Below are 20,529 nucleotides of genomic sequence, written 5' to 3'. Positions count from 1 at the left end.
AGACGGGGTGACGGCGTGAGCACGTCGGCTGGGCCGGCCGAGGGGCCGGCGGTGCGGCGGTGGCTGCTCGAAGGCCTGCACCGGCCCGGGCAGAAGCACGGGCCGCACCATGAGGACGCGCCGGAGAAGCAGCACCGCTGGTGGCAGGTGATGTGCCTCACCGGGGTCGACTACTTCTCGACCCTGGGCTACCAGCCCGGGATCGCGGCGCTCGCGGCGGGCGCGCTCAGCCCGATCGCGACGCTCCTGCTGGTGGCGCTGACGCTGTTCGGCGCGCTGCCGGTGTACCGGTCGGTGGCGGGGCAGAGCCCGTACGGGCTCGGGTCGCTGTCGATGCTGGAGCGGCTGCTGCCCGGCTGGCGGGGCAAGCTGCTGGTGCTGTTCCTGCTCGGCTTCGTCGCGACCGCGTTCATCGTGACGATCACGCTGTCGGCGGCGGACGCGAGCGCGCACCTGCTGCACAACCCGTTCGTCCCGGACGCGCTGGCCGGCTGGCAGATCCCGGTGACGCTGGTGCTGATCGCCGCGCTCGGCGCCGTCTTCCTGGTGGGGTTCAGCGAGGCGATCTCGATCGCGGTCGTGCTGGTGGCGGTGTACCTGACGCTGAACGTGGTGGTCGTCGGGACGGCGCTCGCCAAGGTGATCGGCGATCCGGACCTGGTCACGGACTGGTCGAACCTGCTGCGCGACGAGCACTCCAGCCCGCTCGCCATGATCGCGGTGTCGCTGCTGGTGATGCCGAAGCTCGCGCTCGGGCTGTCGGGCTTCGAGACGGGCGTCGCCGTCATGCCGCTCGTGAAAGGCGGGCTGGAGGAGCGGATCCGGGGCGCCCGCAAGCTGCTGACCACGGCGGCGGCCATCATGAGCGTCTTCCTGATCACCTCCAGCTTCGCGACGACCGTGCTGATCCCGGAGAAGGAGTTCGAGGACGGCGGGCAGGCGAACGGGCGGGCGCTCGCGTACCTGGCGCACAAGTACCTCGGGGACTGGTTCGGCACCGCCTACGACCTCAGCACCGTCCTGATCCTGTGGTTCGCGGGCGCGTCGGCGATGGCGGGCCTGATCAACATCGTGCCGCGGTACCTGCCCCGCTACGGGATGGCGCCGGACTGGACGCGCGCCACCCGCCCGATGGTGCTGATCTTCACGCTGATCTCGTTCGGGATCACGCTGCTGTTCGGCGCGGAGGTCGAGGCGCAGGGCGGCGCGTACGCGACCGGGGTACTGGCGCTGATCCTCTCGGCGGCGGTCGCGGCGACGCTGGCGGCGTTCAAGCGGGGCCGGCGGCGGGCCGGGATCGGGTTCGGGGTCGTCTCGGCGATCCTGGTGTACGCGACGGCGGCCAACATCATCGAGCGCCCGGACGGCCTGGTGATCGCGGTGCTGTTCTGCGTGGCGATCGTGGTGACGTCGCTGGTCTCCCGGGCGACGCGCTCGACCGAGCTGCGCGTGACCGGCGTCGAGTTCGACGACGCGGCCCGGCGCTTCCTCCGGCGGGACGGCGGCCTCCACATCATCGCCAACGAGCCCGACGCCCGCGACCGGCGGGAGTACGACGACAAGGCCGAGGAGGCGTGGGAGCTGCACCGGCTGCGCAAGGACGAGGGCCTGGTCTTCCTTGAGGTGACGGTGTCGGACGCCTCGGAGTTCACGTCCACGCTGCGGGTGCGGGGCGAGGAGCGGCACGGGTACCGGGTCCTGCGGACGGAGAGCCCGAGCATCGCCAACGCGATCGCGGCGATCCTGCTCCAGATCCGGGACGAGACCGCCGAGCAGCCGCACGTCTACTTCCACTGGGCCGAGGGCAACCCCATCGGGGCGCTGCTGCGCTACCTGGTGTTCGGCGGCGGCGACATCCCGCCGCTGACGCGGGAGATCCTGCGCCAGGCTGAACCGGACGCCGAGCGCCGCCCGCTCGTGCACGTCGGCTGAGGCGCGCCGGTGACCGGGCCCAGGACCGGACTCGCGACCGCGGACGCCTTCGAGGTCGAGTCGCGCGCCGTGCGGGCCTGGCCCGCCGAGACCGCCGAGGAGCGTGGCGGCTGGCTCCTGCGCCACTCCCCCGGTGTGGACCGCAAGCGCTCGAACTCGGCTTTGCCCCTGTCCGACGACGCCGTGCCGGACGTCGAGGAGGTCGAGTCCTTCTACGCGGAGCGCGGACGGCCCGCCCGCGTCCAGGTCAGCCCCGCCGATCGGTACCGGGCGCTGGACGCCGCGCTCGCGGCGCGCGGGTACGCCGCGCAGGCCGCGACCCTGGTCCTGACCGCTGCCGCCGCCGACGTGATCGGTACGGCCGCGCCCGGCGGCGGGGCGGCCGGCGTCGTCGTCGCGGAGGCCGATGACCGCACCCGGTGGCCGAGCCTGTTCGGTGAGCTGGGCGTGCCCGCCGACGGCATCGGGGTCATCGAGCGGATCGTCCCGCCCGCCGTGGTGCTGGCCGTCCACGACGCGGGACGTCCCGCCGGGATGGGGCTGTTCGTCGCCGACACGGGCTGGGCCGGGGTCTTCTGCATGGCGACGCGTCCCGACCTCCGGCGCCGGGGCATCGCGACCGCGGTCCTGGCGGCCGGGGCCCGCTGGGCGGCGGCCCAGGGCGCGGACCGGCTGTACTTGCAGGTCGAGGCGGGGAACGGCGCGGCGCGCACGCTGTACGAGCGGGCGGGCTTCACCCTCTCGCACGGCTACCACTACCGCGTCCGGCCATCCGTCGCGGAGCGGCCGTGAAGCTGGACGTCGAGGTCCCCGGCGACGGGCGGCGCCATCAGTACTGCTGGGGGTGCCGCGCGGAGACGGTCACCGCCGTGGACGGCGCGGCCGGGTTCCGCTGCGCGACGTGCGGCGAGGAGTACCCGCGGACGCTCGCCGTCGATCCGGCGCTGACCTGGTGGGTCGACGGCACGGGCGAGTACTGGCACGCGACCGCCGGGGTGTTCGTCCGCCGCGCCGACGGCCGGTTCCTGCTCTTCGAGCGGGTCTACTTCCCGCTCCGGTGGACGGTCCCGGCCGGGCACATCGACGCCGGTGAGGATCCGCGGCACGCGGCGCGGCGCGAGCTGGGCGAGGAGGTCGGCCTCCTGGTGGACGAGGCGGACCTCGTCCTGGTCGGCGTGGACGAGATGCCCGGTGACTCGTGCTGGCGCGGCTCGGACGCGCACCGCTGGCACACCTACGTCGTGGACGTCCCCGCGGGCACCACCGTCCAGGTGCTGGAGGAGGGGCGGCGGCCCGCGTGGCTGACCCCGTCCGAGGCGCTCGGCCGTCCCCTGACCGTGCCCGTCCGGGCCCTCATCGAGCGCTACGGGAACACGGGCCTGCGCATGTGACGGGTGGTGGCCGGCGGGCGCGGCCCGTCCACGACCGGTCAGATGTCACCCGCCGCGGGCGGTGCCGGGCACGGACGGCGGGCGGACACTGCCGACATGGACGCCGAACGAGAACGACTGCGGCAGGCGGCGGCGCCGGACGCTCCATGGCGGCTGTGGGGCCCGTACCTCAGCGAGCGCCAGTGGGGGACGGTCCGCGAGGACTACAGCGGCGACGGCGACGCGTGGTCCTCGTTCCCGCACGACCATGCCCGCTCGCGGGCTTACCGCTGGGGGGAGGACGGTCTCGGCGGGATCAGCGACGCCGAGCAGCGCCTGTGCCTGTCGGTGGCCCTCTGGAACGGGCGCGACCCCATCCTGAAGGAAAGGCCGTTCGGCCTGACCAACGGGGAGGGCAACCACGGCGAGGATGTCAAGGAGTACTACTTCTACCTCGACAACACGCCGACGCATTCGTACATGCGGTTCCTCTACAAGTATCCGCAGGCCCCGTTCCCCTACAACGACCTCGTGTCCACGAACAGGGCGCGGGGCAGGCAGGAGTTCGAATACGAACTCCTCGACACCGGGGTCTTCGAGGGCGGCCGGTATTTCGACGTGTTCGTCGAGTACGCCAAGGCCGCTCCGGAGGACGTGCTCGTCGAGGTGACCGTCGCCAACCGCGGCCCCGATGAGGCCGTCCTGCACGTCCTGCCGACGCTGTGGTTCCGCAACACGTGGTCGTGGGGCGGGGATCCGCCCAGGCCGCTGCTGCGCGCGGACGGCCGCGGCCATGTCGCGGCGGAGCACCCGGAGCTCGGCGGCTACCACCTGTACGTCGACGACGGTGACGTCCCGCTGCTGTTCACCGAGAACGAGACCCACAACGAGCGGGTGTTCGGCACCCCGAGCGCCTCGCCGTACGTCAAGGACGGCATCGGGCGGCACGTCGTGGACGGGGACGCGGCGGCGGTCAATCCGGCGGGCACCGGGACGAAGGCGGCCGCGCATCACGTCCTGACCGTGCCCGGCGGCGGTGCGGCGACGGTCCGGGTCCGGCTCGCGGGGGCGCGGCTCGACGCGCCGTTCGGCGCGGGCTTCGACGGGACGCTGCGCGAGCGGCGCGGCGAGGCGGACGCCTTCTACGCGCCGCTGGTCCCGGCCGGAGCGACGGCGGACGAGGCGCTGGTGCTCCGCCAGGCCCTGGCCGGGCTGCTGTGGAGCAAGCAGTACTACCACTTCGACGTCGAGACGTGGCTCGCCGAGCACGGCAGCGACCCGTGGACGCCGTCGGGCCTGCGGGACCACGGCTGGTTCGACATGACCGCCGGCGACGTCATCGTCATGCCGGACAAGTGGGAGTACCCCTGGTTCGCCGCGTGGGACCTCGCGTTCCACGCGGTCGCGCTCGCGGCGGTGGACATGGACCTCGCCAAGCACCAGGTGGAGGTGCTGCTCGGCGACCGCTACCTGCACGCGAACGGGCAGATCCCCGCCTACGAATGGAACTTCGGCGACGTCAACCCGCCCGTGCACGCCTGGGCCGCGCGGTTCGTCCACACCCTGGACCGGCGCTTGACCGGCAACGACGACCTCGACTTCCTGGAGCGGGTGTTCCAGAAGCTGCTGCTGAACTTCACCTGGTGGGTGAACCGCAAGGACCCCGACGGCCGCAACGTGTTCCAGGGCGGCTTCCTCGGCCTGGACAACATCGGGGTGTTCGACCGGAGCGCGCCCCTGCCGACCGGCGGCTCGCTCGACCAGGCCGACGGCACCGCGTGGATGGCCTTCTACGCGCAGACCATGCTCCAGATCGCGGCCGTGCTGTCGGACCGCGACCCCGGCTACGAGGACCTCGCGGTCCGGTTCGCGCAGCACTTCCTGCGCATCTCCGCGTCGATCGACCGGGTCGGCGACGTCAAGGACGAGATGTGGGACGAGGAGGACGGGTTCTTCTACGACGTCCTCCGGCTGCCGGACGGGTCCGCGACCCGGCTGAAGGTGCGGTCGCTCGTCGGGCTGCTGCCGCTGTGCGCGTCCACGGTCTTCCTGCCGCACCCGGATCCCGGCGAGGCCCGCCTGCTGGACCGGGTCCGCGACTTCGCCACCCGCCATCCGACGGTGACGCGGGGCATGTCCGCGGCGGGCCGGGAGGGCGCCGGCGGGCGGCGGCTGCTGTCGCTGCTGGACGAGCACAAGCTCCGCCGCGTCCTCGCGATCATGCTGGACGAGGAGGAGTTCCTCAGCCCGCACGGCATCCGCTCCCTGTCGCGCCGCCACGCCGGCCGGCCGTACGAGTTCCGCACGGACGGGCAGGTCCACCGGGTGGCGTACCTGCCGGCCGAGTCCGACAGCGGCATGTTCGGCGGCAACTCCAACTGGCGCGGGCCGGTCTGGTTCCCGATGAACGCGCTGATCGTCCGGGCGCTGCTGAACCTGCACGCCTTCTACGGCGACGGCTTCACCGTCGAGTGCCCGACCGGGTCGGGGCACCGGATGACGCTGTACGAGGTGAGCCGCGAGATCACGTCCCGGCTGGTCGGCGTCTTCCTGCGCGGGCCGGACGGGCGGCGCCCGGTGTACGGCGGCCAGCGGACGTTCCAGGAGGACCCGCACTGGCGGGACCTGCTGAGCTTCCACGAGTACTTCCACGGCGACGACGGCGCCGGCATCGGCGCCGCCCACCAGACCGGCTGGACCGCCCTGGTCGCCACCTTCATGATCCTCCACAGCGACCTCACCGCCGCGGACTTCCAGGCGGGCGGGGGCGCGGAAGGGCCGGCGACGTCATGACCTCCCCCGCGAGCGCACGGCGGGTCCAGCGCGAACCCGTCGTCTACGAGGTCAACACGCTGGTGTGGCTGGGCGAGGTCGAGCGGCGGCACGGCCGCGGGGCGGGCTTGCAGGACGTCCCCAAGGAGGCGTGGGACGAGCTGGCCGTCCCCGGCACCGACGTCGTGTGGCTGATGGGCGTCTGGCGGCGGAGTCCCGCCGGGCGCGCCATCGCGCTCGCGAACGCGGGGCTCCTCGCGTCCTTCCGGGAGGCGCTGCCGGACGTCGCCGACGCCGACATCGCGGGATCGCCGTACTGCGTCCGCGACTACGTCGCCGACGAACGCCTCGGCGGCGAGGAGGGGCTCGCCGCGGCCCGCGCCGAGCTGGACCGGCGCGGCCTCGGTCTGTACCTCGACTACGTCCCGAACCACGTCGCCCCGGACCACCCCTGGCTGGCGGACCGGCCGGACTGCTTCGTCCAGGGCACCGAAGCGGACCTGGCGGCCGATCCCGCCGCGTTCATCCAGGTCGACGGCCGCATCTACGCGCGCGGCCGGGACCCGTTCTTCCCGCCGTGGCCGGACGTCGTCCAGCTCGACGCGTTCGCCCCGGAGGCACGCGCCGCGACCGCGGAGGCGCTGGCGTCCATCGGCGACCGGTGCGACGGCGTGCGCTGCGACATGGCGATGCTGATGATGAACGACGTGTTCGCCCGGACGTGGGGCCCGCGCGCCGGGCCGCCTCCCGCCGCCGAGTTCTGGCCGGAGGTCCTCGAACGCGTCCGCGACCGGCATCCGGACATGACGTTCATGGCGGAGGCGTACTGGGACCGGGAGTGGGCCTTGCAGCGGCAGGGGTTCGACCTCTGCTACGACAAGCGGCTGTACGACCGGATCACCGGCGGGGACGCCGGGGCGGTCCGCGACCACCTGCGCGCCGGCGTCGACTACCAGCGCGGGCTGGTGCGCTTCCTGGAGAACCACGACGAGCCGCGCGCCGCGGCGGCGCTGGGACCGGCCCGGGAGCGCGCCGCGGCGGTGCTGGCGGCGGTGCTGCCCGGGGCCGTCCTGTGGCACGAGGGCCAGTTCGAGGGGCGGCGGGTGCGGGTTCCGGTGTTCCTCGCCCGCCGCCCGGATGAGCCGCCCGACGAGGCGGCGCGGGAGTTCCACCACCGGCTGCTGGCCGCGGTGCGGGACGGGCGGCTCCGCGAAGGCGACTGGAGCCTGCTCGACTGCTCGGGATGGCCGGACGACCCGTCCTACCTCGGCCTCGTGGCCATGTGCCGCACGTCCGCCGAGGCGCGGCACGTCGCGGTGGTCAACCTCACGGACCGTCCCGCCCATGCACGGATACCGCTGCCCTGGGACGATCTGCGCGGCCGCGCGTGGACGCTGCGCGACCTGCTGAGCGGCGCGGTCTACGAGCGGGACGGGGACGAGCTGCGCGACCCCGGCCTGTACGTCGAGCTCGGTCCCTGGGGGACGCACCTGCTGGCCTGCGCGGTGTGATCGCGGGCCGGGCTGTGCTTCGCTGGGATCATGTACGACGTCGTGATCGCGGGCGGCGGGCACAACGGGCTCGTCGCCGCCGCGTACCTGGCCCGCGCGGGCCGCCGGGTGCTGGTGCTGGAGCGGCTCGGCCACCTCGGCGGGCTGGCGGTGTCCGCGCGGGTGTTCCCGGGCGTGGACGCGCGGCTGTCGCGATACTCCTACCTGGTCAGCCTGCTGCCGGGGCGGATCGTCCGGGACCTCGGGCTGCCGGTGGAACTGCGGCGCCGCCGGTTCGCCTCCTACACCCCCGTGGGCGGCGGCGGCCTGCTCGTGGACGGCGCTGACGGCGCGCGGACGGCCGCGTCCTTCAGGGCCGTCACAGGCGGGGACGCCGACTTCGCGGCGTGGCGGCGCTTCTACGGCCTGACCGGACGCGTCGCCGAGCGGGTCGCCCCCACGCTGCTGGAGCCGCTGCCGGATCGCGCGGACCTGCGCCGCGCGGTGGACGACGCGGAGGCGTGGCGGGAGCTGTTCGAGCGCCCGGTCGGCGAGGCGGTCGACGAGCGGTTCGGCGACGACACCGTCCGCGGGGTCGTGCTGACCGACGCGCTGATCGGGACGTTCGCCGACCCGTCGGACGCCTCGCTGCTCGCCAACCGGTGCCTGCTCTACCACGTCATCGGCGACGGGACCGGGGACTGGAACGTGCCCGTCGGCGGGATGGGCGCGGTCACGGCCGCCCTCGCTAGCGCCGCCCGCGCCGCCGGGGCCGAGCTGCGCACCGGGATGGAGGTGCTGGCGGTGGACCCGTCCGGCGAGGTGGCCTTCCGCGACGCGGACGGCAAGGAGCACGCGGTGACGGCGGGCCGGGTCCTCGTCAACCTGCCGCCGACCGCGCTGAGCGGTGGCGAGCCGCCCGAGGGTTCCCAGCTCAAGGTCAACATGGTGCTGGCGCGGCTGCCGCGGCTCCGCGACGCGTCCGTGCGTCCCGAGGAGGCGTTCGGCGGCACGTTCCACATCAACGAGGGACGCGCGCAGCTCGCGAGGGCCTACGCGGAGGCGTCCGCCGGGCGTATCCCTGCGCTGCCCCCTGCGGAGGTGTACTGCCACTCATTGACCGACCCCTCGATCCTCGGCCCGGACCTGCGGGCGGCGGGCGCGCACACGCTGACGCTGTTCGGGCTGCACATGCCGGCCCGCCTCTTCCGCGCGGATCCGGACCGCGCGCGGGCGGAGGCGCTCCGCGCGACGCTGGCCTCGTTCGACGCCGTCCTCGCCGAGCCCATCGAGGACTGCCTCCTGCGCGCCCCGGACGGCACGCCCTGCCTGGAGGCGAAGACCCCCGTAGACCTGGAGGCCGAGGCGGGCCTGCCGGGCGGGCACATCTTCCACCGCGACCTCTCCTGGCCCTACGCCGAGGACCCCGCCGACCGCGGCCGCTGGGGCGTCGAGACCGAGCACCCGCGGATCCTGCTGTGTGGCGCGGCAGCCCGCCGAGGCGGCGGCGTAAGCGGAATCCCCGGCCACAACGCCGCCCAAGCAGTCCTAGGCGGCAGTTGAGGCCACGCGCATAGCCATGTTGACCACCCGCGCCACGCTGAAGCGGCGCTGACGACCCGCGCGCCGCAGCCTCGGCCGCCCGCGCCACGCTAGGCGGCGGCTGAGGACATGCGCGTTGCGGTCTCGGCCGTCCGCGCCGTTGGGGACGGCGCCTGGGATCACACGTGCTGGCGTGTTGTTGGATGGGGGGATGCTCGTGCGTCCGATTTCGCCCGATCTCCTGGTGGAGGAGTTGGCCGACCGGATCGCGGCGGAGCCCCGTGACCGGTGGCTGCGTGTCGCGGTCGACGGCGCTCCGGCGGCGGAGCCGGGGCGGCTCGCCGACGCGCTCGCCGGGCCCGTGCGGCTCCGGGGCCGGGCCGTCCTGCGGGTGTCGGCGCGCGACTTCCTGCGCCCGGCGTCGCTGCGGTTCGAGTTCGGGCGCCGCGACCCGGACGTGTTCCACGACCACTGGCTGGACGAGGGCGGGCTCGTCCGGGAGGTGCTCGCACCGCTGGAGCCGGGCGGCACCGGGAAGGTGCTGCCCAGCCTGTGGGATCCCGTCCGCGACCGGGCCACGCGGGCGCGGTACGAGACCGTCCCGGCGGGCGGCGTGCTGCTGCTGGACGGGGCGCTGCTGCTCGGCCGGGGGCTGCCGCTCGACCTGACCGTCCACCTGTCGCTGTCGGCGCCCGCCCTCGCCCGCCGCACGCCGGAGGACGAGGCGTGGACGCTGCCCGCCTACGCGCGCTACGACGCGGAGTCCCGGCCGCTCCAGGCCGCCGACGTCACGGTCAAGGTGGACGACCCGCGCCACCCGGCCCTGGCCACCGGCACCTGAACCCCGATCACGGGGCGGGGAGGACCCCGATGCCGTTGGCGACGGCGCGTTCGGCGCCGTCCGACGGGACGTTGCGGACGGTCGCGGCGGTCTCGCCCGGCCCCCGCGCCACCAGGGCCGACGAGCCGCCGCCGTCGAGGTTGACCGCGGCGCCCGCGCCGAGCCGGTCGAGCAGCCCGGCCAGTTCGGCGACGGTCAGCCCGGCGCTGCGCGGGGACCGCCCGTCGACCACGACGAGGTACAGGTGGCGGCCGTCGCGGCTGACGCCCGCGGCGCTCCGCGGGGCCGGGCCGAGCGGGTCCAGGCCGGTCAGCGGCGCGCCGTCGCGGAGGATCGGGAAGCCGCCGATCGCGAACCGCAGCCGCTCCGGCCCGGTGAACGCGTAGCGGATCTTCACGCGCTGCCCCGCCCGAAACGCGCGCAGCGTGCCCGCGGCCTGCCCGCGCCCGACCAGGACCGTGGTGTCCTTCGGGATCGCGCCCGCGCCGACCGTGTCCGCGACCTTGACGACCGCGCCGCGCCGCACGGTCACCTCCGCCACGTCGGTGTCGCACGGGTCGGCGCGCCGCGTGTCGGTGCCGCACACCGCGCGCAGCCGCGACACCGCGCCCCATGCGCGGGTGAAGGCGCCCGCGCCGCCGACCGGGATCGCGTACTGGTTGAGCCCGCGCAGCGGGAGGGAGGTCCGCCCCGCGCTGATCGTGCCGGTCAGGCGCAGGCGGGCGACGTGCCCCCGGCCGTCCGCGCCGACCCCGATGACGTCCTCGGCGGACGTGCCGGGCGGCAGCGCCGGGCCGAACCGCTGCCCGTCGGGCACGGCGGCCTTCAGCGGGCGCCCGCCGTCCACCTCGGGCCCGGACGGCGCGCCGGTTGGCGGGACGCCCGGGTGGGTCTCGCTGATGTTGAAGAAGTCGCCGTTGATCCCGGCGATGGCGTGCCGGTCGTCCGCCATCGCGCTGACCGTCCGGCGCGCGGCGACGGCGGGCGGGCGCAGCAGGCCGACGCGGGTCCCGGGGCTGCGCAGGTCGACGTCGACGAGGCCGCCGGTCACCGCACCGCCCGTCCCGGACGTCGCGAACGCCTTCAGCAGGACGCCGGGCGCCAGCCGGGTCGTGGCCGTGACGGTCGGGCTCCCGGCCGCCTCGGGGGCGGCGGGCGTCGCAGCGGCGCGCGCGTCTGGCCGCTCTCCAGACCCGGCGCCGTCGGTGTCCGGCGGCGGCGTCGCCGCGGCTCCCACCGGCGGCGCGCCGCCGGGACCGTCGGCGGCGGCCGGGACCACACCGCAGACCAGGGCGACCGAACCCGCCGCCATCGCGGCCGCGAACCGCTTCACCATGGGGCACCGCCTTCCTCAGCGCTCACACCGACCTGTTGATCATGGCGCGGAACGGTGACGCGGCGGCGGACTCGGCGCGAACGGCCCCGGACGGCGGTCTGGACGGTCGCGCCGAGCGCCCGTGACGGCGGCCCGTCCGGCGGCATACTGGGAGCATGACCGGCATGTCGCGGCTGCGCGTCCGATGGCGTTCCCTCCCGCCCCGCGGGGTCCCGGTGGCGGGCGCCGCCGCCGTCGCGGCCGGCGTGCCGCTCCTGCTCTGCCAGGTGCTCTGGTGGAAGGCGCCGGGCGAGGTGGTGGCCGGGGTGCTCCTCGGCCCCGGCCTCGCCCTCATGGTCCTCTGGGCGATCAGGCGGCCGTCCTCCTGAGGCGGGCCGGGCCCCGCTACAGTTCGCCGACGCGGTAGCCGACGCCGCGGACCGTCCGGACGACGTTCTGCCCCAGCTTGCTGCGCAGGTAGTAGACGTAGGTGTCGACGATCGACTCGGTCCGGGCGCCGTCGAAGACGCCCTGCCGCAGCGCGTCGCGGGTGTGCACGTGCCGCGGGCGGCAGGCGAGGGCGCGCAGCAGCCGGCCCTCCCGCTCCGACAGCGGGATCCGCTCGCCGGACGGCAGCTCGACGACGCGGGACTCGGCGTCGAACCAGCCCGCGCCGAGCGGGAGCAGCCCGGCGTGGTCGAGGTGCCGGCGGTGCAGCGCCCGGACCCGCGCCATCAGCTCGTCGATCTCGAACGGCTTGACGACGTAGTCCTCGGCGCCCGCGTCCAGCCCGGCGACCCGGTCGGCGACGGCGCTGCGGGCGCTGAGGACGAGCACGGGCACGGTGACGGCCCGGCGGCGCAGCCGGCGCACGAGCTCGACGCCGTCGCCGTCCGGCAGCCCCCGGTCGACGATCATCGCGTCGTGCCGGCGGCCGAGCGCCAGGTGCAGGGCGCGCTGGCCGTCGAAGGCCAGGTCGACCGCGTACCCCTGCTCGGCGAACAGGCCGGCGAGCAGCTCCGCCAGGTCGCGGTCGTCCTCGGCGATCAGCAGCCGGTGGGCGGCGGCTCGCCCGTCCCTGCCCGCCGGCCTCGATGGCGCGGCCACGACGCCACCGTCGCATCCCGGCGGGGCAGGCTCCACACTTCGGGCAATTGTGGACATCGTGGTCGCCTAGTGAACCGGACGCGCCGCGGACACGTGCGCCGTCGCCGCGGCGTCGGCGGGCTCCGCGGACACGGGCTCTGCCGGGACGGCCCGCCGCTCGTAGCGCTCCGGCAGGGCCAGCTTGTACAGCGGCAGGGCGCTCGCGGTCGTGATCACCGCGACCAGCACGAGCATGGCGAACAGCTCCTGCGTGATCATGCCCTGGGCGAGCCCGATGTTGATGAAGATCAGGATCATCAGCCCGCGCGCGTTCATGAGCGCGCCCACGGCGCACGACTCCCGCCAGGAGAAGCCGAGCCCGCGCATCGCGAGGGAGCAGCCGGCGTACTTGCCGACGAAGCCCGCCGCCATGATCGCCAGCAGCGCGGCCAGCATGGTGCCGCCGGCGATGCCGTCCAGCCGGGTGTTGAGCCCCGAGAAGGTGAAGAACGTCGGCAGCAGCAGCGTCGAGACGAAGCCCATCATCCGCTCGTGCAGCGCGCGGCGGAACTCCGGGTCTCGCGGCATCGCCAGCCCCGCGATGAAGCCGCCGAACACGGAGTAGATGCCGATCCAGTCGGTCAGCCAGCCCGCCGTGACCGCGACGAGGACGATGACGTACATCGCGTTGGGGCCGATGGTCCCCGTCCGGGCGAACTCCCGGCCGAGCGGCCGCAGCAGCCGGCGCGCCACCAGCAGCATCGCCGCCGCGAACAGCGCCGCGAGCCCGATGGTGCGCAGCGCGTCGCCCATGCCCGACTCCAGGTGCACGGCCGTCAGGACGGCGAGCAGGCACCACGCCACCGCGTCGTCGACGGCCGCCGCCAGCAGCGACAGCCGGCCGAGGGGGCTGTTCTCCAGGTTCCGCTCGTACAGCATCCGCGCCAGCATGGGGAACGCGGTCAGCGACAGCGCGCCCCCGACGAACAGGGCGAACTCCAGGCGGCCGACGTCGGGCAGCGACAGCGTCCCCCACAGGGCCGCGCCCGTGCCCACGCCGAGCAGCAACGCGGGCACCACCCCGGAGACCGCGAGCGCCATCGCCCTGCGGCCCTCGCCGGGCGACGCGGAGCCGTGGTCGAGCCCGGCGCCGACGAGGAACATGTACAACGTCAGGCCGAGGGTGCTGAGCACGTACAGGATGGGCTTGACCTCGGGCGGGAACACCTTCGCCTGCGCGTCCGGGAACAGCGCCCCGAACAGCGTCGGCCCCAGCAGCACCCCGGCGACCATCTCGCCGAGGACGCGCGGCTGCATCACCATCAGCGCCAGGCGCCCGCACAGCCAGGCGGCCAGGAGGATGACGACGAGGGCGGGCAGTACCTTCAGGACGAGGTCGAGGTTGGCGTCACGGGACGCCGCGGCGGCGGCGTGCACGGCGGCGGCGTGGGCGGCGTGGGCGGCGGAGGGCTCGGCGGGAGGCTGGGCGACGGGCGGCTGGGCGAGTACGAGCATGGCGGTCCCCGCTCTGGTCGGGTCAGGTGACGTGCGGCGGAACGGGCTGGTCAGTGGGCCGTTCGGCGGTGCCGTCCGCGGCGAAATGGCGCTCGCACAGGCGCAGGCGGCGCGCCTCGCGCACCATGCGGGCGCCGCGGACGAGTTGCAGGACGCTGCGCCCGACGTCCTCGCACCGGTCGCGCGCCCGCATCCGCAGCAGCGCCGCGCGGTGGGAGCCGGGCTCCGGGGGCGCGTCCGACCCGGCGCGCGGGATCAGCAGGCACGGGCCCCGGTTGGGCAGCGACCGGACGTGGGAGGCGGACGAGGCGAGGACGTACCGGCGCACCGTCTCGCGCGCGGCGGCGCGCACGGCGATCGGCGCGAGCCGCCACGCCGGGCACGGCCGGTTGGCGGCGACGCCGAACGGGATGTGGTTCAGGTCCCGGACGGCGCGCCCGTCCTCCCGGCGGTCGGGACGGAAGCGGTCGGGGTCGAAGCGCCCGGGGTCGGTGAACCCCGCGCGGTGGAATTCGGGGTAGTTGAAGCAGAGCACCGACCCGGCCGGAATCGTCGGGCCGCCGTCCAGCTCGATGTCGCCGGTGGTGATCCGGTGGGCGACGCCGAACAGCGGGTACAGCCGCAGCGTCTCGTTGATCACCCGGTCGAGCGCGGCGTCGTCGCCGGTGCGCGCCGTCTCCTGCGCCTCCGGGTGCCGGGCTAGGACGAGCAGCAGGTGCGCCATCGCCTCCGCCATCTGCACGACCGCGGTGTTGAAGAACGTCCCCTGGACGTAGAAGGCGCGCTCCTCGTCCGACAGGCCGTCCGGGAGGGGGTGCCGCACCTGGTCCAGCCGTGCGGCGACGTACCGGGTGAGGCGGGCGCGCCGGTCCATGTGCCGCAGGCCGCAGCAGGTGAGCGCGGTGGCGACGTCGTCGGCGTGGGCGACGATCAGGTCGCGGGCGGCGGGCGGGCACGGGCCGCCGAAGACGAGCTCGTAGGAGAACGCGGCCCAGACCGGCATCATCAGGTCCCGCAGCCGGACGGTCCGCGGCGCTCCCGTGTCCGTCTCCCGCAGGACCTCGGCGGTGCAGCGGCGGGCGAGCTCCTCGGCCTCCCCGCGCGGGATCGCGAGGAACCGGCGCGTGGCCGCGGCGACCTGGTCGTACCGCTCCCCCGCCTCCAGGTGCTCCTGGTGGACCTCGGGCCCCGGCGCCAGCCAGTACCAGAACAGGTCCGAGAGGGCGGCGCCCTTGCTGCGCCCGCCGGCGGCCGGGTGCGAGTACACCTCCCGGAAGTGCTCCACGCCGATCAGGTCGCCGGGGACGGGGATGCCCTCGTCCCCGTTGATGCGGGCGAACAGGCGGACGCGCAGCGCCACGACCCTGCCGGGCAGCCACCACGGCAGGCTCGCCACGGCGACCAGGACCGCCGCCACCGTGATCGCCGCCGTGCCCGCGCCGGTCACCATGGGCGCCGCACCACCATGTCCGGGGCGAGGTCGCCGGGGGACGCGCAGCCGCAGAGCGCGAGCGCCAGCTCGACCTCCGCGCGGAGCAGCTCCAGCACGCGCGCCGCGCCGCGCTCGCCGCCGGCGGCCAGCCCCCAGATCACCGGGCGGCCCACGGCGACCGCGTCCGCGCCGAGCGCGAGCGCCTTCAGCACGTCGGTGCCGCGCCGGACCCCGCCGTCCAGCAGCACGGGGACGGCGCGACCGGCGGCGGCGGCCACGGCGGGCAGCGCGTCCAGCGCGGCGGGGACCGCGTCGAGCTGCCGCCCGCCGTGGTTGGAGACGACCAGCGCCGCGACGCCCCGGTCGAGCGCGGGCCGCACGTCCGCCGGGTGGAGGACGCCCTTCAGCACGATCGGCAGCGCCGTCATCTCCCTGAGCCGGTCGATGTGGTCCCAGGACAGCTCCGGCGACATGGCGATCGACCGCGTCCCGGCGCCGTCGCGCATGTTCTCGCAGCGCAGGCCGTCCGGCAGGTCGAGGAACCCGTGCCGCAGCTCGCGCTCCCGGACGCCGCGGGCCGGCGAGTCCGCGGTGACGACGAGCGCGGCGCAGCCCGCCGCCTCCGCGCGCCGCACGACCCGCTCGGTGAACGCGAGGTCGGGCTGGACGTAGAGCTGGAACCACAGGGCCGCGCCGGGCGCCGCGGCGGCCACGTCCTCGACGGCGACGGTCGCCGCCATGCTCACGATCATGATCGTTCCGGTGGCGGCCGCCGCCCGCGCGGTCGCCCGCTCGCCCTCCGGGTCGGCGAGCCGGTGGAACGCGGTCGGCGCGACCAGCACGGGCATGGACGCCGCGGTGCCGAGCAGCGTCACGTCCGTGCGGGGCGGCCCGGCGCCGCGCAGGACGCGCGGCAGCAGCGCGACCCGCGCGAACGCCGCCTCGTTGGCCCGCAGCGTGACCTCGTCGCCCGCCCCGCCCGCGAAGTAGTCGTAGTGCGCGGGGTCGAGGCGCGCGCGGGCCGCCGCCTCGAACTCGCGCAGCGTCAACGGCGGCTGCGCACCCGCTCCGGAGGTTCCCGCCAAGGAGGCATCCGGCCCGGCGGTGCCCGTTCCGGCGCCACCCGCCCTGGCCGTGCCCGTTCCGGTGGTCATGGCCGTCACACCCGCGCCGGGGCGAGGTGCTCGGCGAAGAAGTCCCGGAGCGGCCGGACGTGGACCTCCTGCGACGTCCAGTCGTTCTCCAGGTTCTCGGTGACGTGGTGGACGGCGGGCGGCGCGCCCTCCCGGTGGTACCGCACCACCGGGTGCAGGTAGTGGCCCTCGTCCGCCCGTCCCGCGTCGCTCTGCGCGATCCTGCCGACGGAGACGTCGAACGGGTCGTGCGCGTCGTGGTCCGGGCCGTACTCCAGCGCGACCGTGAAGTGGCCGCGCGCGCCGGGCCGGCCGATCGGCGGGCCCTCCAGCCCGGCCGGCAGCTCCTCCAGGTAGCGGGCGCCGCCCCGGCCGTCCAGGACCACGGCGTCGGCGAGCACGCCGAACTGCTGCCAGAGGCCCGAGCTGCGGTTGACGCGCGCGAGGACGGCGGCGGCGAGCACGTCCGGGTCGGCGGGCAGGTCCTGGCCGGGCCAGGCGGCGCCGTGGTGGCGCGTCTCCAGGATGCGGTGCAGTGCCCGCACCCCGTACCGGAACCCGTGGATGAACCCGTTCGTGCCGCGCTTGAAGTCGCGCGACTGCGTCAGCGTCCCCGCGAAGTAGAGGCCGGGGACGTTGACCGACTCGAACGCGGGTGTGAGGGCCGGGAACCGGTCCCCGATCGTGAGCTCGGGCCGGCAGTCGCCGTCCGCGAAGACCGAGTCGTCGATGCGGAAACCGGTGCAGACGATGACCCGGTCGTAGGGGATGTCCTTGGTCACCTCGTTCGCGCGGACGAACCCGACCGTGACGAGGTAGCCGCCGTCCGCGCGCCGCTCGACGCGGCGCACGTCGCCGTCCAGGACCGCGTTCAGCGACTTGAGCTGGTAGGTGTCGAGGAAGTTGTTGTTGACGGCGCGCAGGTGCCCGACGAAGTGGGTCCGCCACGCCATCCGGAGGGACCGCGGGCCCGCCACGTGCACCACCGCGGCCGTCTCCACCAGGTTGTCGGCCGTCTCGAACGCCGAGTTGCCCTTGCCGATGACGAGGACCCGCTGGTCGACGTAGTCGGCCGGGTCGGTGGACGCGTCCGCGTAGAGGTCCGCCTCCTCGATCCCCGGGATCGGCGGCACGTTGGCCCGCTGCCCGACGCCGGTCGCGACGACGAGCCGCCGCGCCGCGTGGACGCGTCCGTCCTGGTCGGTGACCAGGAACCGGTCGCCGCCCGGCCCGCCGGACCGCTCGCGGGTGACGCGGACGGCGCGGGTGCCGTAGGAGATCCGCAGTCTCCAGGCGGAGGCGAAGTCGGCGAGGTAGCGGACCATGTCGTCCGCGTGCGGGAAGTAGCGGTCGCTGTAGCGGGTGAACAGCAGGTCCGGGTCGTCGGACAGCAGCGAGTTCCAGTCCATCCGGAGGTTGAGCTCCGGGTCCTCCGTCCCGTTGTGCCTCTTGTTGATCGAGATGAGCCGGCGGTGGCGCGGGAACGTCCCGAAGAACGCGCCCGGCGCGGACGCCGCCTCCAGGATCGAGTAGCTTCGCCCGGCCTGCTCCAGGAAGTACCCGAGTTGCAGGCCCGCCGGGCCGGCCCCGATCACCAGGTAGTCCAGCGCGCTGTCCGGCACGGCACCCCTCCGTCGCGGAGATGTAATTGAACGGACAACGGCCAGGGTGACGGCCGAATCTCAGAGAACGATCAGAGCAGCCGCAGCAGCGCCCGCTTGTCGGGCTTGCCGCCCACCGCCTCCGGCACGCCGTGCACCACCGTGACGGTGCGCGGGACGCTGTCGTCCCCGAGCTCAGAGCGGACGAGTGCCGACAGCGCCCCCGCGTCCGGGACGGCTCCGGCCGCCGGAACGACGAACGCGTGGACGGCCTCGCCCGTGTCCTCGTCCGGGGCGCCCGCCACGTACGCCTCGGCGACGTCCGGGTGCCCGGCGAGGACCCGCTCGATCGGCCCCGCGTACACGACCATCGCGTTCACCATGATCACGTCGCGGGTCCGGCCGGTGAGGTGCAGGAAGCCGTCCGCGTCGAGCCGGCCGAGGTCGCGGGTGCGCAGCAGCCCGCCGCGCAGGGTCTCGGCGGTCTCCTCCGGCTGCCCCCAGTACCCCGCCATGAGGTACGGGCTGCGCACGTAGACCTCCCCTGTGGCGCCCGGTGCGACCTCGCGTCCGTCGTCGTCCCGGATGGTGATCTCCACTCCGGGGTGCGGGCGGCCGACGGCGGCGAGCGCGTGCGGCGGGTGGGCCGCGATCTCCCCGGGCGTCATGATCGAGATCGATCCGGCCTCGGTCTGCCCGTACCCCTGGTAGACGACCGGGCCGAGCCGCTCCGCCGCCTCCGCCAGCCGCCGCGGCCCGATCGGCGACCCCGAGACCATCAGCGCCCGTAGATTGCGCAGCCCGCGGGCCCGGTCCGGGTCGTCCCGGAGCAGGTCGAGCATCCGGCACAGCCGCGGGACGGTGATGATCGAGGCCGTGATCCCGTGGCGCTCCAGCGCGTCGGGGAACAGCGGCCGCCCGTCGTCCTTGGGGATGACCGCGGTGCCGCCGCCGAGCAGGCACGGCGCGAGGAACTCGAACACGACCATGCTCGCCAGCGTGCCGAAGAGCAGGTAGCGGCCGGAGCCCGCGGCCAGCTCCGCGGCGGCCGGGCCCCAGGCGCGCGGCTGCCACGCCCAGTGCGCGCCCAGCGCCCGGTAGGTGATCGCGCAGCCCTTGGGCCGCCCGGTGCTGCCGCTGGTGAAGTGCAGCGCGGCGACGTCGTCCGGGCGGGCGGCGATCGCCAGGGAATGCGCTCGCCCCGCGTACGCCAGGAGGTCGGACGCCCCGGAGCAGGGGCCGAGCGACAGCAGCGGCAGTGGCCGTCCGGCGGCTCCGGCCAACTCCGGCGTCAGGGTGGACGGGTCGGCGAGCAGCGCGTCCACGCCCGTGCCGAGCACGTGCGCGAGCTGGCCCGCCGGATAGCCGGGCCGGACCCCCACGACCCGGCAGCCGAGGACGTGCGCGGCGATGTGGGCCGCGAACGCCTCCGGCGTCACGGCGGTGCGGATCGCGACGGCCCGGCCGGGGCCGAGCCCCGCGTCGCGCAGCGCGCCCGCCAGCCGCCCGACGGTCTCCAGCACCTCGCCGCGCGTGACGCGCCGGTCCCCGTGCTCGAACGCGACCGTCCCCGGCGACTCCGCGAGCGCCTGGAGAACGGCGTGCGGGAAGGGCTGGTAGGCATGCGGAAAGGGCGGTTCGGCGGGCATCGTCCGGCTCCTTGAAATCGCCGCTGCGCCGGTTGTGCGGACGCGGGAACCGTCGTACAACCGGCATGTCGTCCACCGCGACGGTAGGCGGCGCGGATCAGAACCGGAGCAGAACCGGGACGGGCGCGCGGAGCGGGAGGGGCACGGCGTGGAGGTCATCGGAGCCGGATTCGGCCGGACGGGCACGGCGTCGCTCCGGGCGGCCCTCGAAACCCTCGGTTTCGCCCCCTGCTACCACATGAGCGTCGTCATCCAGGAGCCGTTCCGGGTCCGGCAATGGCTCGACGTCGCCGAGGGCCGGGGCCCCGGCTGGGACGAGGTGTTCGCGGGCTTCCCCGCCGCCGTGGACTGGCCCGCCGCGTCCTACTGGCGCGAACTCGCCGCGCACTATCCCGACGCCAAGGTGATCCTCACCGTCCGCGACCCCGCGCGCTGGTACGACAGCGTCGCCGGGACGATCTTCGCGAGCGCCCTCGCCGAGCGGCGCCCGCCGCCGTTGCGCCGCCGGATCACGCGCTGGCTGGTCGAGCGCCGCGCGCCGGACTTCGCCCTCTACCCCCGGATGGCGAAGGCGACCGTCATGGACCGGGTCTTCGACGGCCGCGTCGGCGACCGCGCGCACGTCCTCGCGGTGTTCGAGCGGCACATCGCCGAGGTCAAGGCGGAGATCCCGCCGGAGCGGCTGCTCGTCCTCGACGTCCGCGACGGCTGGGAGCCGCTGTGCGCGTTCCTCGGCGTCCCCGTCCCGGACGAGCCGTTCCCGGAGGTCAACGAGCGGGAGGCGTGGCACCGCAAGCGCCGTGGACGGCGCCTGCGCCTCGTCCTCCTCGGCCGCTGACCGCGGACCCGGC

General features: G+C 75.0%; 16 protein-coding genes. 9 read left to right on the top strand and 7 right to left on the bottom strand.

The features are described 5' to 3' along the window. Positions 1 to 15 precede the first annotated feature (15 nt). The 7 genes from E1300_RS10310 (at position 16) to E1300_RS10280 (ending at position 9,947) form a co-directional block, all read left to right on the top strand. The gene (locus E1300_RS10310; RefSeq protein WP_131756657.1) at positions 16 to 1,932 is read left to right on the top strand and encodes an APC family permease; all 1,917 of its coding nucleotides are present in this window, start codon (positions 16 to 18) and stop codon (positions 1,930 to 1,932) included. 9 nt (positions 1,933 to 1,941) lie between these two features. Continuing rightward, complete coding sequence (locus tag E1300_RS10305; protein WP_131756656.1) at positions 1,942 to 2,724, top strand: GNAT family N-acetyltransferase; 783 nt, start codon at positions 1,942 to 1,944, stop codon at positions 2,722 to 2,724. Next, entirely contained in the window at positions 2,721 to 3,323 is a 603-nt protein-coding gene (locus E1300_RS10300; RefSeq protein ID WP_165502774.1) for an NUDIX domain-containing protein, read from the top strand. The genes E1300_RS10305 and E1300_RS10300 overlap by 4 nt, the downstream gene beginning before the upstream one ends. Before the next feature lie 96 nt (positions 3,324 to 3,419). Then, positions 3,420 to 6,095 carry an MGH1-like glycoside hydrolase domain-containing protein gene (locus E1300_RS10295; RefSeq protein WP_207399616.1) on the top strand — a complete coding sequence of 892 codons (2,676 nt, stop codon included), beginning with the start codon at positions 3,420 to 3,422 and terminating at the stop codon, positions 6,093 to 6,095. Then, positions 6,092 to 7,585, top strand: a complete 1,494-nt coding sequence (locus E1300_RS10290; RefSeq protein ID WP_131756655.1) for an alpha-amylase family protein — start codon at positions 6,092 to 6,094, stop codon at positions 7,583 to 7,585. Before E1300_RS10295 ends, E1300_RS10290 begins: the two co-directional genes overlap by 4 nt. A gap of 30 nt (positions 7,586 to 7,615) precedes the next feature. Further along, entirely contained in the window at positions 7,616 to 9,127 is a 1,512-nt protein-coding gene (locus E1300_RS10285; protein WP_131756654.1) for a phytoene desaturase family protein, read from the top strand. A gap of 190 nt (positions 9,128 to 9,317) precedes the next feature. Next, a complete protein-coding gene (locus E1300_RS10280; RefSeq protein WP_131756653.1) occupies positions 9,318 to 9,947 on the top strand; it encodes a nucleoside/nucleotide kinase family protein in 630 nt (209 codons plus the stop codon). A 7-nt stretch (positions 9,948 to 9,954) separates the two neighbouring features. Here E1300_RS10280 and E1300_RS10275 read toward each other — a convergent pair whose 3' ends face one another. Next, complete coding sequence (locus E1300_RS10275) at positions 9,955 to 11,283, bottom strand: phosphodiester glycosidase family protein (RefSeq protein ID WP_207399615.1); 1,329 nt, start codon at positions 11,281 to 11,283, stop codon at positions 9,955 to 9,957. 155 nt (positions 11,284 to 11,438) lie between these two features. Here E1300_RS10275 and E1300_RS10270 point away from each other — a divergent pair, with 155 nt between their 5' ends. Then, positions 11,439 to 11,651 carry a hypothetical protein gene (locus E1300_RS10270; RefSeq protein WP_131756652.1) on the top strand — a complete coding sequence of 71 codons (213 nt, stop codon included), beginning with the start codon at positions 11,439 to 11,441 and terminating at the stop codon, positions 11,649 to 11,651. A gap of 16 nt (positions 11,652 to 11,667) precedes the next feature. Here the strand turns inward: E1300_RS10270 and E1300_RS10265 are convergent, their stop codons facing one another. The 6 genes from E1300_RS10265 to E1300_RS10240 all read right to left on the bottom strand — a co-directional run bounded on the left by E1300_RS10265 (position 11,668) and on the right by E1300_RS10240 (position 19,678). After that, a complete protein-coding gene (locus tag E1300_RS10265; RefSeq protein WP_207399614.1) occupies positions 11,668 to 12,369 on the bottom strand; it encodes a response regulator transcription factor in 702 nt (233 codons plus the stop codon). Between the two features lie 66 nt (positions 12,370 to 12,435). Beyond that, positions 12,436 to 13,863 (bottom strand): cation:proton antiporter, encoded by a 1,428-nt coding sequence (locus E1300_RS10260; RefSeq protein ID WP_131756651.1) that lies wholly within the window; start codon positions 13,861 to 13,863, stop codon positions 12,436 to 12,438. Positions 13,864 to 13,885: 22 nt separating this feature from the next. Beyond that, a complete protein-coding gene (locus E1300_RS10255; RefSeq protein ID WP_131756650.1) occupies positions 13,886 to 15,313 on the bottom strand; it encodes a cytochrome P450 in 1,428 nt (475 codons plus the stop codon). Further along, positions 15,307 to 16,449 carry an alpha-hydroxy acid oxidase gene (locus E1300_RS10250; protein ID WP_131756649.1) on the bottom strand — a complete coding sequence of 381 codons (1,143 nt, stop codon included), beginning with the start codon at positions 16,447 to 16,449 and terminating at the stop codon, positions 15,307 to 15,309. Before E1300_RS10250 ends, E1300_RS10255 begins: the two co-directional genes overlap by 7 nt. A 5-nt stretch (positions 16,450 to 16,454) precedes the next feature. After that, entirely contained in the window at positions 16,455 to 18,050 is a 1,596-nt protein-coding gene (locus E1300_RS10245) for an NAD(P)-binding domain-containing protein (protein WP_242619053.1), read from the bottom strand. A 71-nt stretch (positions 18,051 to 18,121) separates the two neighbouring features. Continuing rightward, a complete protein-coding gene (locus E1300_RS10240) occupies positions 18,122 to 19,678 on the bottom strand; it encodes a class I adenylate-forming enzyme family protein (protein WP_131756648.1) in 1,557 nt (518 codons plus the stop codon). Between the two features lie 148 nt (positions 19,679 to 19,826). Between E1300_RS10240 and E1300_RS10235 the strand changes: the two genes are divergently transcribed. Next, on the top strand, positions 19,827 to 20,516 hold the full coding sequence (locus E1300_RS10235) for a sulfotransferase family protein (protein WP_131756647.1): 690 nt from the start codon (positions 19,827 to 19,829) through the stop codon (positions 20,514 to 20,516). The last annotated feature ends 13 nt before the right edge of the window (positions 20,517 to 20,529 follow it).

Source organism: Actinomadura fibrosa (genome assembly GCF_900659615.1).
Lineage (GTDB): Bacteria > Actinomycetota > Actinomycetes > Streptosporangiales > Streptosporangiaceae > Spirillospora > Spirillospora fibrosa.
This window is presented reverse-complemented; position numbering and strand designations above follow the sequence as displayed.

Bases quoted from the DNA above. Each gene is read 5' to 3' on its own strand.
- E1300_RS10295 (WP_207399616.1), top strand. From the start codon at position 3,420: ATGGACGCCGAACGAGAACGACTGCGGCAGGCGGCGGCGCCGGACGCT.
- E1300_RS10290 (WP_131756655.1), top strand. From the start codon at position 6,092: ATGACCTCCCCCGCGAGCGCACGGCGGGTCCAGCGCGAACCCGTCGTC.
- E1300_RS10285 (WP_131756654.1), top strand. From the start codon at position 7,616: ATGTACGACGTCGTGATCGCGGGCGGCGGGCACAACGGGCTCGTCGCC.
- E1300_RS10280 (WP_131756653.1), top strand. From the start codon at position 9,318: ATGCTCGTGCGTCCGATTTCGCCCGATCTCCTGGTGGAGGAGTTGGCC.
- E1300_RS10275 (WP_207399615.1), bottom strand. From the start codon at position 11,283: ATGGTGAAGCGGTTCGCGGCCGCGATGGCGGCGGGTTCGGTCGCCCTG.
- E1300_RS10270 (WP_131756652.1), top strand. From the start codon at position 11,439: ATGACCGGCATGTCGCGGCTGCGCGTCCGATGGCGTTCCCTCCCGCCC.
- E1300_RS10260 (WP_131756651.1), bottom strand. From the start codon at position 13,863: ATGCTCGTACTCGCCCAGCCGCCCGTCGCCCAGCCTCCCGCCGAGCCC.
- E1300_RS10255 (WP_131756650.1), bottom strand. From the start codon at position 15,313: ATGGTGACCGGCGCGGGCACGGCGGCGATCACGGTGGCGGCGGTCCTG.
- E1300_RS10250 (WP_131756649.1), bottom strand. From the start codon at position 16,449: ATGACCACCGGAACGGGCACGGCCAGGGCGGGTGGCGCCGGAACGGGC.
- E1300_RS10240 (WP_131756648.1), bottom strand. From the start codon at position 19,678: ATGCCCGCCGAACCGCCCTTTCCGCATGCCTACCAGCCCTTCCCGCAC.